The organism is Tepidibacter sp. (assembly GCF_025210165.1).
GTDB lineage: Bacteria > Bacillota > Clostridia > Peptostreptococcales > Peptostreptococcaceae > Tepidibacter_A.
Window position 1 is genome coordinate 1 of sequence record NZ_JAOASI010000022.1, and the last position, 12,957, is coordinate 12,957.

Below are 12,957 nucleotides of genomic sequence, written 5' to 3' on the forward strand. Positions count from 1 at the left end.
AAAGATGAAGATATATCAAGAATTAAGTCTTTAGCATTTGGATAATATAACCATACGTTTGAAGTTAAGAGGATATTTTTTTTGTTGAAATCAATTTACCATATTAAGTAAATTGATTTCAACTAGCACAATAGATTAATTAAGGTGGTGAAGAATATGAAACTTGGTATGAGAAATATAAAAACTGCAATAGCTGTATCTTTATCTGTAGCTATTTCGCGTTTTTTTAATATGGAGTATCCTTTTTATGCAGCAATAGCAGCCATTATATCTATGCAAACAACTGTAGAAGAATCATTTAAGGTTGGTAAAAATAGAATGTTAGGTACTATACTTGGAGCTATGGTTGGTGTTATATTTTATATTATAAGTCCTAAAAATGTAATAAGCATAGGTGTTGGAATAAGTATTGTTATATATGTATGTAATTTTCTGGGATGGAATAAGTCAGTAAGCATAGCTGGGATTGTATTTTGTGTAATTATGACTAATTTAGATGGTCGAGATCCTATTTTTTATGGACTCAACCGAGTACTGGATACATTCATAGGAATTATAATAGCTGTTTTAGTTAATTGTTTTATAAAGCCTATAAATAATTATAATAATATAGAGGACGAGCTTATTCAAATTACAAATGATTTGAATGAATTATTAGAAAATAAAGTAGTTAAAGGCTTAAATATAGACTTGAAAAAAAGTGAAGATAGTATATGTAAGTTTGAAAAAAATATAGACAATATTAATATAAGTTCCAAAAATGAATATGAAATAAAAAAAATTAAATCTATATTAAAAAATTATAAGAGTATTTGTCTGAATCTGAAAATTATAAGTAATATGAATCAAAATTACACAGTGAACAATATGAATTATATAAAACTTATAAATATATATGGAAAATTTAGTAGAATCGAATATATTGAAAATAGAGAAAATGATATTGTATACAATTATCATTTGAGAGAAATAATCAAAAGTATTGACGAATGCACTACAGATATTATATATTTTAGTGGTGAGAATAAAGCATATAACTAAGGATGAGGAGTGATGATTATGAAAAAATTAGCAGGAGTAGTAGCTTTGGGACTTAGCATGATATTTTTTACTGGATGTGCTAAAGAGGATAACGTGCAAACTACATACAAAAATGGTGTTTATGAAGCTATCGGAGACAAATGGGAGTATGGAAATGAAAAGGCTGTTGTAACTATTGAAGGTGATAAGATAACAAATATAGATTTAAAAAGATTAGACACAAATGGAAACGAAGTAGATTATAATATGTGGACAGGCCAAGAAATAGATGGAAAGGTATTTCCTAATTTAAAAGAATATAGGATTACAATGAAAGATGAAATGATTGAAAAACAAACATATGAGGTTGATTCTATAGCCGGAGCTACAGTTACTAGTGACAATTGGAAAATAGCAGTTCAAAGAGCTTTAGAAGATGCTAAAAATTAATGCGATATAAGGTTATAACCTTATATCGCATTAATTTCATTAAATCCAACTCTAGGCAAATAACCGTCTTGACCTGTGGTAAAGAATCTAACTCTATCGTATAATTGAGTTTCTCCAAATATATTTTTTTCATTTGTAGGACTTGGAATTGACCAATTTAAAGACATTATAGGGCTTCCAGCTGGAACTGAAAATGAATTTGAATTTAAATCTGGGCTATCGTATATTCTACTTTCTGTTGTTGTAACGTGCATTCTTTTTGAATGGTCCCTTACAAGACTTATTCTAAGTAATGCCCACTTAGCTGCATTTGATACTAATTCATTCTCGTAATTTATTAATTTTGTGAGATTACTTATTACTTTGTTGTTACTCGAACCTATTCGTCCAAGACTTACTATAGAGTAGTATTTAACAATATCACAAGGATTGTTCAATAGTTCTATTAAATAAGGTATAGATTGATTTCCTAGAGCCTGCCATACAAAAGAGCCGTTGTAGTATATATTATGAACCTGGTATTCTGACAATTCATCGCATTTATAATTTCCTGTATCTGACCATAATTTACTTAATTCATCTGGACTTTGAAGATAATTACCTATAAGAATTTCATAACCTGTAGGAATCATATTAGGATTTAATCTATTCATATAAACCAAATTATTAACTGTAGTGTTAAATTCTTTAGATAAGCATAAAAAAGTATCTCTAAATTGAACTATATAATAAGGTGGCTGACCTTGTGATTTTGGTAAATCTATATTTGAATCAGGAATTATTAGTGGGGTATTGGGTGTTAGATAATTTGGATCACAAATTACATTAGCTTTAATTATAGACTGCTCAGATACATTGAATCTATTTGCTATTTTTTGAAGTGTATCAAATCTTTTTACGTAATAAAGCATGTTTTTATCTCCTTTCATAATTTCTCTTGTATATATTATTCAGTTTGAAAAATTGTGGTTCCACAAATTTCAAATTTGTGGAATTTAGTCAGATTTGAATAAATATTTAATTAAATGATATAATAATGATATTGACAAAACTTTAAAAAAATATATAATATACTAAAATGCTTAAATTAAATATGAATAAAGGCTGTGAAAAAGAGGAGTACGAAAGTTTCACTATTAGAGAGGGAAATCCTTGGCTGAAAGATTTTCTAGGAATGAGCTTTTGGAAGGTAGCTTTGGAGCTTCTAGGTTGAAGATAGTAGACTTAGCCGGCAAATTGTCGTTAAAGAGAAAGAGAGTCAGAATTATTCTGAAAATAAGGTGGTACCGCGAGCTTTTCGTCCTTTTAAGGATGGAAAGCTCTTTTTTATTTGTAGAATTAAATAACTTTAAATACAGGAGGATTTAATATGGAGATTAAAAATTTACCTAAAAATTATGACCCTAAAGAGTTTGAAGAAAGACTTTATAGTGAGTGGTTAGAAAAAGGATATTTTAAAGGAGAAGTAGATGAGACTAAAGAATCTTATTCTATAATGCTTCCTCCGCCTAATATAACAGGACAATTACATATGGGACATGCACTTGACCATACTCTTCAAGATATACTTGTTAGATGGAAGAGAATGGATGGATATGCTGCTTTATGGCAACCTGGAACTGACCATGCGAGTATTGCAACAGAGGTTAAGGTTGTTGAAAAGATAAAAAAAGACGAAGGTAAGAGCAAATATGAGCTAGGAAGAGAAGGGTTCTTAGAAAGAGCTTGGGAATGGAGAAACATATACGGAAGAAGAATAGTTGAGCAAATGCAAAAGCTTGGAGATTCTTGTGACTGGGAAAAAGAAAGATTTACTATGGATGAGGGATGTAACAAGGCTGTTACAGAATTTTTCGTAAGATTATATAATGATGGACATATATATAGAGGAAATAGAATAATAAACTGGTGTCCTGATTGTAAAACATCTTTATCAGATGCAGAGGTTGAGCATGAAGAGCATGGAGGACATTTTTATCATGTTAAATACCAAGTTAAGGATTCTGATAAGTTTTTAGAAATAGCAACTACAAGACCAGAGACTATACTTGGAGATACTGCAGTTGCTGTTAATCCAGAAGATGAAAGATATAAGGATTTAATAGGTAAAAACCTTTATTTACCTTTAGTAGGAAGAGAGATTCCTATAATTGCAGATGATTATGTTGAAATGGAATTTGGAACAGGAGCAGTTAAGATAACTCCAGCACATGACCCTAATGACTTTGAAATTGGTCAAAGACATAATCTTGAGAAAATAGTAGTTATGAATGAAGATGGAACTATGAACTCTAAAGCTGGTAAATATGAAGATATGGACAGATATGAGTGTAGAAATGTTCTTGTTAAAGATTTAGATAAAGAAGGTTACTTAGTTCATATAAAAGATCATACTCACAATGTAGGACATTGCTATAGATGTAATACAATAATTGAGCCTATGGTATCAAAGCAATGGTTTGTTAAGATGGACGAACTTGCAGGACCAGCAATAGATGCTGTTAAGAGTGGTCAAATAAAACTTGTTCCAGAGAGATTTAATAAAATTTATTATCACTGGCTAGAGAATATAAGAGATTGGTGTATATCAAGACAATTATGGTGGGGTCATAGAATACCAGCTTATTATTGTCAAGATTGTGAAGAGACTGTTGTTTCAAAAGAAGTACCAGATAAGTGTCCTAAGTGTAACTCTGCTAACTTAAAGCAGGACGAAGATGTACTGGATACTTGGTTCTCATCAGCTTTATGGCCTTTCTCTACACTTGGATGGCCTAACAAGACTAAGGAGCTGGATTTCTTCTATAAAACAGATGTATTAGTTACAGGATATGATATTATATTCTTCTGGGTTATAAGAATGGTATTCTCAGGACTTTACTGTATGGATGAAATTCCGTTCAAACATGTTTTAATACATGGACTTGTTAGAGATTCTCAGGGAAGAAAGATGAGTAAATCTTTAGGGAATGGAATAGATCCTCTAGAAGTAATAGAGGAGTATGGAGCTGATGCATTAAGATTTACTCTTGCTACTGGAAACACTCCTGGAAATGATATGAGATTCTATATGGAAAGAGTAGAATCTGCTAGAAACTTCGCTAATAAGCTTTGGAATGCATCAAGATTTGTATTTATGAATTTAAGTGAAGATTTAGTAGAAAATTTAAATAGAGAATCAGTTGAGAAAAACTTAACTCTTGCAGATAAGTGGGTTATATCAAGAGTTAATGAATTAGCTAAAGAAGTAACTGAAAATATGGAAAAATTCGAACTTGGAATGGCTATTCAAAAGGTTTACGATTTTACGTGGTCAGAGTACTGTGACTGGTATATAGAGATGGTTAAGCCTAGACTTTATGGAGAGGATTTAGCTGCTAAAAAAGCTGCTTTATATACTTTAACTTATGTACTTGAAAATGTATTAAAGCTTCTTCATCCATATATGCCATTTATAACTGAAGAGATATATACTTATTTACCGACTGTAGATGGAAGTATAGTTTTAGCTTCTTGGCCTAAATACAAGGAAGAAGATAATATGAAGGAAGAAGAAGAAAAAATGAGCTTAATAATGGAAGCTATAAGAAATGTAAGAAATATAAGAGCTGAAATGAATGTTATACCTTCTAAAAAAGCTAAGCTTATGATAGTTACATCTGAGGATAAAAAAGCTACTATAGAAGAAGGAAAAGAATACTTTAAGACTTTAGCATCTGCATCTGAAGTTGAAATATTAGAGGATGCGACTAAAATTCCTGAAGATGCAATGTCAACAGTAATACAGGGAGCTCAAATTTATATACCTCTTGATGAATTAGTAGATTTTGAAAAAGAAATAGAAAGACTTCAAAAGGAAAAGTCAAAAATTGAAGGTGAATTAAAAAGAGTATCTGGTAAATTATCTAATCAAGGATTCTTAGCTAAAGCACCAGAAGCTTTAGTTGAAGAAGAAAAATCTAAGAAAGGTAAGTATGAAGAAATGATGAAAACTGTAGTTGAAAGATTAGAAAACTTACAAGCTAAATTAAAATAGATTTTATTAAAAATATCCAAGTTAGTTTCAAACTTGGATATTTTTAATTAGAGTGTTATACTAAAAGAAAAAAGTTGGGAATGGGGGGATTTAAATGAATTATAATGAAGCACTAGAATATATACATGGCACTTATAAGTTTGGAAGGGTATTAGGTCTTGATAATATAACTAAGCTTTTAAGTTTACTTGATAATCCTCAAGATGATCTGAATATAATTCATGTTGCAGGAACTAATGGAAAAGGATCTACTTGCTCGTTTATAAATTCTATGCTTATAAGTAGTGGGCATAAGGTTGGGTTATATACTTCTCCTTATTTAGAATCTTTTACTGAGAGAATAAGAATTGATTCTGAAAATATACAAGAAAATGAACTTGCAAGGGTTACTGAAATAGTAAAATCTAAGGTAGATGATATGGTTAAGGAGGGATTTAATCATCCTACTGAATTTGAAATAGTAACAGCTATAGCCTTTTATTACTATAAAGAGCAAAATGTAGATTTTGTTGTATTAGAGGTTGGAATGGGTGGCAGATTTGATGCTACAAATGTAATAAAAAACCCCCTTATAAATGTTATAACACCTATAAGCATAGACCACACTGATTATTTAGGTGATACCTTAGAAAAAATAGCTTATGAAAAAGGTGGAATAATAAAAGAAAACTGTGAAGTTATTATGTATCCTCAAAATAAAGAATCGGAAGCTGTTATAAAGAAGATAGCTAAAGAGAAAAACTGTACTCTTACTATGGCTAATATAGAAGATAAAGAAATAACTAAGATGGATATTTTGGGACAGGTTTTTAATTGTAAGGTTAAAGATACAGTGTATGAAAATCTAGAAATACAGCTAATGGGAAAACATCAAGTTAACAATGCTATAGTGGCTCTTAATGTAATTAATATATTAAAGGATAAATATGATTTAAAAATAAGTGATAAAGATATATATGAAGGTCTTAAAAATACTAAGTGGGCTGGTAGAATTGAAGTTCTAAAAAAAGATCCTTTGTTTATAATAGATGGAGCTCACAATGAAGACGGGGCTAATTCTTTATGTAATACAATAGATAATTATATGGAGGATAAAAGTATAACTTTGGTACTAGGTATGCTTAAAGATAAGGATGTAGAATCGGTTTGTGAGATATTAATACCTAGATGTAAAAATATAATTACAACAAAGCCTAACAATCCTAGAGCTATGAAATCAGACGAACTAAAAGAAATAATAAATAAATTAAATAAAGACTGTACAAGTTGTGATAATATAGATGAAGCTGTTAGACTAGCTCTTAAGAATTCTTCTAAGAATGATGCTATAATATGTGCAGGATCTTTATATATGATAGGAAATATTAGAAGGATGGTGAAAAAAGGTGATTTTTAATCACCTTTTTTCATTATTGTTCGTCTCTCTTTTTTTTATAAAGTTCTAAAGCCTTAGTAAACTGATCTGGACATGAAGTTGATTTTGATCCGCATCCTATCCCTTTTAATTTTTTAATTACATCATCTACTGTTGAACCTTCAACAAGACTCTTTATTCCTATTAAATTTCCAGGACATCCTCCAACGAACTCTACAGATTTAATGATATCATCTTCGATTTCAAATCTTATCTCTTTAGAACAAACCCCAGAAGTTTTAAAAACATACATATTACAATCCTCCTTAACATCTAATTAACTATATCTTACTATAGTTTATGATATAAAAAAAGTCAATGAAAATGTATCACAATACCCTAAAACATAATATATTATTATAGTATAAGTAGTTTGGTAAAATGTGAATGGAAGGAGGGAAAAAATTGAAGATATATGTTTCTAATTTTGGGTCAAACAATATAGCTATTATAAATGAGCAGTTAGAAGTTGAGGATAAAATATATTTAGATGAAAATATATTTGTTCATCATTTTTGTATTGATGAACATGATGAACAAATATATATACCGAGTGGGCTTAATGGAATATTATATGTTATGAATATAGAAAATAGATCTATTATAGATTCTATTTCTATGGGGGGGAATCTAAGCCAGGTTGTGATGCATTCTAACAAAGAGCTTTATATAGCAAATGAAGACTCTAATAGCATATATATAGTAGATGCTAAAAATAATGATCCTATAGGTGTTATTTGCGTAGATAGTATGCCTCATGGAATAATTATAGATGAGGAGCAAAAAAACTTATATGTACCCTGTTCAAATTCGTTGTTAGTAATAGATATTTTGAGCAAAAGTATTGTTAAAAATATAAAACTAGATTTTAAACCGTGGCATTTGAAGATAAACAAAGAAGAAAATATTATATATATAGTAGCTAAAAATGGAAGCATAATATTAGTAGATAGATTTAAATTTGAAATAGTAAATATACTAGATTGTTTTAAATTACCTGTAGAGATAAGTATTAATTATTCAAAAAAAGAAATGTATGTAACGGATTTTTGCAATAAAAGTATAGAAGTTTTAAATTATAAAAATAATAATCATATAAAAAGTATCAAAGTAGAAGGAAGACCATTGGGAATAGATATATCAAAAGATGAAAAAAAATTATTTGTATCGGATGTGAAAAATAATTTGATAAAGGTGTTTGAAGCTAATTCATTAGAATTAATAAAAGATATAAATGTAGATAAAGAGCCTACTACTGTAATATGTAGATAGGCTCTTCATCTAAGGTTTTTTTATCAAAACCTGTAGTATATCTGGGTATAAAGTAGGTGCATTTTTTTTCCAATTATCACAGATAAGTTTAGCTTGTTTAGTAGAAGCTACGTTTAAATCTATATTTATAAGTGGAATTTGATTTTCTATAACTTTCAAATTTACTATAAATTCATTATCTGATAATTTAGAATAATTACACTTAACTTGAGTTTCTTTTAAAACTTTCTCCTTGTTCGTAGATATGTATCTGTCTAAACTTTCTTTTAGATCAGACGGTATTCTAGAAATAAAATACTCAAGAGTTTGTATACTTTTTTTAGTCAATGAATAATACTCTTTAAAGTCTTCTTTGTAGGTTTTTAAAAATTTAGATTGAATAAGCTCTGATAAAAATTGTTGAAGAGAAAAGTAGTTCATTATTTCATTTTCCATTACAACTTGAGTAATCTGAGAATTAGTTAAATCCATTTCTATTTTTTTTAAAATATACAATAAAACTAACTTATTAACCGCTAACTCTTCAGATGAGTTTTCAAACATAATACATCATCCTCCGCAAAATATATCTACATATATATTAAACTATTTACAGGAAAAATAAAAGGATAAAAATAAAAAGGATATTCGAAATTTCGAATATCCTTTTTATTTTTATCCTTTTATTTTTTTCCTGACATTTGATTTTCAGCCATTTCAACTAACTTTTTAGTCATGTATCCGCCAACGTATCCATTTTGTCTTGCAGTTAAGTTTCCTTTGTCCATGCCCTCGTAATTAGATAAACCTAACTCATTTGCTGTCTCTAATTTCATTTGATTTAAAGCTGCTTTTGCCTCTGGAACTACTTTACTATTTCTGCTTGCCATAGTATATTCCTCCTCTTTAATGTCTTTAAGATTTTGAGTAGTAACATCTTTTTTAAGATGTTGTAATATTAATTTAACCATTATTAAAAAAAATATTATATTAAATTTTGGTAATTAATATTTTTTGTGAATTTTGATTTTCATATTTTTTCTGGTATCTCCCTCTCTTACAGAATGAGACTCTCTTAAATAATGTCTAGGCTCAAGTTTTAAGGTTTCTCTTGATGATTCTATTGTTTTTCCATTTACATTAGAGTAATGACTTCTTATATTAGACATCAAATCACCTCCTGAAAATAATTTTCCCATTTAAAAAATTAAATCTTCTGGTAATTTTTTGAAAAATAAAAAATATAATTAAATATAAAGTACTAATGTTAAAGGAGGAAGATATGAAAGTATTTATTATTTCTATGAGAAAAATTTTATTGAGTATGGTACTGTTCGTTGTATGCTCTACTGTACTTGTGTGCTCCTGCTATGTTATTAAAGAGACTATGGCTCAAATTCCCGAGAAAAAACTTCCTATTTACTGTGTTGATACAGAGGAGAAAAAAATAGCTATAAGCTTTGATGCTGCTTGGGGAGATACCCATACAAAAAATATATTGGATATATTAGACAAATATGATGTTAAGACAACTTTTTTTCTTGTTGGATTTTGGGTAGATAAGCATCCTGATTTAGTAAAAGAAATTTCTAATAGAGGGCATGAAATTGGAAATCATTCGACTACTCATCCTAAAATGAGTATGTTGAGTAAAGAACAAATAAAAGAAGAGCTTGAAACTACATCTGATAAAATAGAAAAAATAATAAATAAAAGACCTGTAGTTTTTAGACCTCCTTTTGGGGACTATAACGATACTTTAATAAATACAGCTTCAAGTTTAAATTATCATACAATACAATGGGATGTAGACTCTCTTGATTGGAAAGAAATTGGGGTAGAACATGTTGTAGATAGAGTTATCAAAAATACAAAGAATGGGTCCATAGTACTTTTTCATAATAACGCAAAATATGTAAGTGAATATTTACCTTTAATTTTAGAAAAATTAAAATCACAAGGATATGAAATAGTTCCTATATCAGAACTTATATATAAAGAAAACTATAGTATGGATTCTACAGGAAAACAAAGAAAGAATGATTAAATTAAAAGTAAGCTCACTGAATATTAACTGAGTAGTTAATATTTTAGTGAGCTTGATTTTACAAAAGAACCTCTTCAACAAACAATGTTAGGTTATCTAGCAAATTCAAAAACTTGTTTGCATTAGTCTTAATTATTGGTCTTAGAGGATGACTTTTATTTTGCATAATAATTGTTCCTGATTCACCAGTGTTTAATTTTACATCTAAGCCATTTGGATAACAATATACTGACTTAGTAAAGAATTTATGAATTTCTGGACAAAATCTTGTAAGTGTCTGTGCTGTTATTTTTTCCATAACTTCGTGTGGTAAAACACCTACTTCTTCATCAAAAGTATTTATATATTCATTTGCTATTCCTACAATTTGTGAAAATTCATAAATTTGATTTCCTACTAATTTATTTGGAACGCCTGTCCCATCAATATGCTCATGATGTTGTAACAAAATAATACAAGAAGTAGTTGCAAATGAAATATTCTCTTTTATTATTCTGTATCCGATTTCTGAATGATCTTCCTGTTTAGAAAACAGTTTTCCGACATCGTGTAATAATGCTCCGATTAAAAGGTTTTGAAGTTTTTTATCATCATACTGTTTATTTGCTCCAATCATTATTGAAATTAAGGCTACTTGTAATGAGTGATCAACTAATTCTTCGATTTCATCTTTTTTCCCTACATTATTGTAAAGAATTGAATTTTCGGATAAATTTATATTTCCAATAATTTCATCTGAAATTTCAAAAATAACTTCATCGTTTATTTTTTTGTTCTTTTTTATACTAATGAATTCATACTTCAATTTTTTAAACACTTTTACTCTAATATGTGATGGCAATACCTCTACTAAATCCACTTCACTATTTGCATCTTCTATATAAATTGTTGAAATACCAATGTTTTTTAAATGCTTTAAGGCTATTTGAGTAATATTAGTTCCTCTATTTAAAAATAGATTACCATTTGCATTATAAATAGGCACTGCTAACTTTTCGCCTAATAGCTTATCCGATAATACTGTTAATTTCATTCATAATTCCTCCTTGATTTTTTAAAATTATTATATATGTAAATGTTTTTATTTTTAGTGTAAAACAATGTTTCTCCTAGTAAATCAACATATAATATACTATATTTCGATAATTTTGTAAATAAGGAAAAATAAAGAAAATTATAAAAAAAAGTAAAATTTGAGAGAACAATAAAAATCTAAAGGCTATTTAAAAATAAATTTAAATTTAGATATAATTTATATTCAAATTATAGAGAAATATAAATGGCAATGTAAGTCTATACCTATAATAGATTTGCTGCAAATTGATGAATTTAGTAAGAAATGATAAAATATATTAATTAAAAGTTATTAAATAGAAAATTAAAAAGAGAGCCTTTAGAATAGATTCTAAGGCTCTCTTAAGCTATTTCAAATTTGTGGTTAAGATTGTATTTTCTCTTCTCTGATCTATATAAAGCGTAAGTAGGAAAACAACACCCAGTGCTATGAAGATTTCAATTGATGAAAAAGAAAGAATGACCAAAAGACTTATAGAAAGTATTATTCCCCCAATTCTGTAAAGTAACCCATCAATAATTTTTAGAGAAGCAATCAATCCAATTACAGCATTAGCTAAGAAGAAACCATTAGCTATGGATAAAATTCCTTCTATATTCAAAATTTCAAAATGAGTAAACGTCAGTACAATTATATGCATGGTAATAAAGTACATTATTCCTATGTATGGGATGTTATTTTTATTTTTTCTTTGAAATACTTTTGGTAGGTAGTTTTCACTGGATAAGGAATAAATCAATTGCCCCAGTGCACCAACAATTAATAGGTAAGTACACAAACAAAGTCCTGTAACAAATAACGATAAGATTATCTTAGCATGCCTTCCAAAAACCGATTGGAGGATTTGTACCATAGACAGAGCCTCTGAGTATGGAAAAGCTTGAATCGCCAATGAAATTAAAATATACGTTAATGTAATAACTATTATACTGATTATGGTTGCTTGTGGTATTGTCTTTTTTATATCCCTCACTTGATTAGAATAATTACCAATTATCTCCCATCCTATGATTGCCCAAAAGAGTAATAAAACAACTTTTCCTAAAGGTAGAATTTCTACTGTTTGAATAGGATCGATTTCTATGGTATGTCTACTTAGTACGATTATTGAACTTATTATAAGTGTTATTGCAATAATAGAGGATAATACAAAACTCAGTGTTGAAATAAATTGTACATCGTTTAACAAGATTATCAAGCTAATAATCACAAGAATTAAAGCAATAATAGATTTTGAAACCATAGAAAGCATTTGCAGTTTATTCAAATAATCCGCTGCTGTTAGCAAAACAGCAGTTGGTCCAAAGGATACAGCTGATATCATTAACAAGGATGAGTATAGTTTCAGTTTCTTACCAAGTGCTTGTTCAATTGCAATTGTCATTCCTCCATCACCTGGATGTATAACTGATAGCTTTGAGAAAATCATCGCAAACAGGGCACCTAATACCATGATGATTATCCAGGACCAAATTGAGGCTGTTCCAAGTTTGCTATAGGCAAGTGGTGGCAATAAAATAATACCACTTCCAAGGATAGGACCGATCATGAGCCCACTTAATAGTAATGGTCCGATTTTTTTATTCATGTAGACACCTCCCTTTATTTATTATAATATTAAGATAAATTCTTTCATTAGTCTAATTGAAAAAATAATATATATC

General features: G+C 28.7%; 13 protein-coding genes and 1 other annotated feature. Of the genes, 6 read left to right on the top strand and 7 right to left on the bottom strand.

Annotated features, from left to right (window positions below; genetic code table 11):
* Window positions 1-156 precede the first annotated feature (156 nt).
* Together N4A48_RS03355 and N4A48_RS03360 are read left to right on the top strand one after the other, a co-directional pair.
* On the top strand, window positions 157-1,041 hold the full coding sequence (locus N4A48_RS03355; RefSeq protein WP_293664303.1) for an FUSC family protein: 885 nt from the start codon (window positions 157-159) through the stop codon (window positions 1,039-1,041).
* An 18-nt stretch (window positions 1,042-1,059) separates the two neighbouring features.
* Window positions 1,060-1,470 carry an FMN-binding protein gene (locus tag N4A48_RS03360; RefSeq protein ID WP_293664305.1) on the top strand — a complete coding sequence of 137 codons (411 nt, stop codon included), beginning with the start codon at window positions 1,060-1,062 and terminating at the stop codon, window positions 1,468-1,470.
* A gap of 20 nt (window positions 1,471-1,490) precedes the next feature.
* Here the strand turns inward: N4A48_RS03360 and N4A48_RS03365 are convergent, their stop codons facing one another.
* Complete coding sequence (locus tag N4A48_RS03365) at window positions 1,491-2,381, bottom strand: LysM peptidoglycan-binding domain-containing protein (RefSeq protein ID WP_293664307.1); 891 nt, start codon at window positions 2,379-2,381, stop codon at window positions 1,491-1,493.
* Window positions 2,382-2,567: 186 nt separating this feature from the next.
* Window positions 2,568-2,778: a binding site (T-box leader), on the top strand.
* Window positions 2,779-2,839: 61 nt separating this feature from the next.
* Between N4A48_RS03365 and N4A48_RS03370 the strand changes: the two genes are divergently transcribed.
* On the top strand, window positions 2,840-5,506 hold the full coding sequence (locus tag N4A48_RS03370; protein WP_293664309.1) for a valine--tRNA ligase: 2,667 nt from the start codon (window positions 2,840-2,842) through the stop codon (window positions 5,504-5,506).
* A 94-nt stretch (window positions 5,507-5,600) separates the two neighbouring features.
* The gene (locus N4A48_RS03375; protein ID WP_293664311.1) at window positions 5,601-6,902 is read left to right on the top strand and encodes a bifunctional folylpolyglutamate synthase/dihydrofolate synthase; all 1,302 of its coding nucleotides are present in this window, start codon (window positions 5,601-5,603) and stop codon (window positions 6,900-6,902) included.
* Window positions 6,903-6,915: 13 nt separating this feature from the next.
* On the opposite strand, the gene N4A48_RS03380 is transcribed toward N4A48_RS03375, so the two are convergent.
* Window positions 6,916-7,173, bottom strand: coding sequence for a TIGR03905 family TSCPD domain-containing protein (locus N4A48_RS03380; protein WP_293664313.1), 258 nt, complete (start codon window positions 7,171-7,173; stop codon window positions 6,916-6,918).
* A gap of 152 nt (window positions 7,174-7,325) precedes the next feature.
* On the opposite strand from N4A48_RS03380, the gene N4A48_RS03385 reads away from it, so the two are divergent.
* Window positions 7,326-8,192 (top strand): YncE family protein, encoded by an 867-nt coding sequence (locus N4A48_RS03385; RefSeq protein ID WP_293664315.1) that lies wholly within the window; start codon window positions 7,326-7,328, stop codon window positions 8,190-8,192.
* Window positions 8,193-8,201: 9 nt separating this feature from the next.
* Here N4A48_RS03385 and N4A48_RS03390 read toward each other — a convergent pair whose 3' ends face one another.
* The 3 genes from N4A48_RS03390 to N4A48_RS03400 all read right to left on the bottom strand — a co-directional run bounded on the left by N4A48_RS03390 (window position 8,202) and on the right by N4A48_RS03400 (window position 9,340).
* Window positions 8,202-8,735, bottom strand: coding sequence for a DUF4364 family protein (locus N4A48_RS03390; RefSeq protein ID WP_293664317.1), 534 nt, complete (start codon window positions 8,733-8,735; stop codon window positions 8,202-8,204).
* Between the two features lie 119 nt (window positions 8,736-8,854).
* Window positions 8,855-9,061, bottom strand: coding sequence for an alpha/beta-type small acid-soluble spore protein (locus tag N4A48_RS03395; RefSeq protein ID WP_277733232.1), 207 nt, complete (start codon window positions 9,059-9,061; stop codon window positions 8,855-8,857).
* Window positions 9,062-9,175: 114 nt separating this feature from the next.
* Window positions 9,176-9,340 carry a hypothetical protein gene (locus tag N4A48_RS03400; RefSeq protein WP_293664324.1) on the bottom strand — a complete coding sequence of 55 codons (165 nt, stop codon included), beginning with the start codon at window positions 9,338-9,340 and terminating at the stop codon, window positions 9,176-9,178.
* A gap of 113 nt (window positions 9,341-9,453) precedes the next feature.
* On the opposite strand from N4A48_RS03400, the gene pdaB reads away from it, so the two are divergent.
* Window positions 9,454-10,218 carry a polysaccharide deacetylase family sporulation protein PdaB gene (gene pdaB, locus N4A48_RS03405; RefSeq protein WP_293664326.1) on the top strand — a complete coding sequence of 255 codons (765 nt, stop codon included), beginning with the start codon at window positions 9,454-9,456 and terminating at the stop codon, window positions 10,216-10,218.
* 58 nt (window positions 10,219-10,276) lie between these two features.
* Here the strand turns inward: pdaB and N4A48_RS03410 are convergent, their stop codons facing one another.
* A complete protein-coding gene (locus N4A48_RS03410; RefSeq protein WP_293664328.1) occupies window positions 10,277-11,251 on the bottom strand; it encodes an HD-GYP domain-containing protein in 975 nt (324 codons plus the stop codon).
* 388 nt (window positions 11,252-11,639) lie between these two features.
* A complete protein-coding gene (locus N4A48_RS03415) occupies window positions 11,640-12,881 on the bottom strand; it encodes an APC family permease (protein WP_293664329.1) in 1,242 nt (413 codons plus the stop codon).
* Window positions 12,882-12,957: the final 76 nt, after the last annotated feature.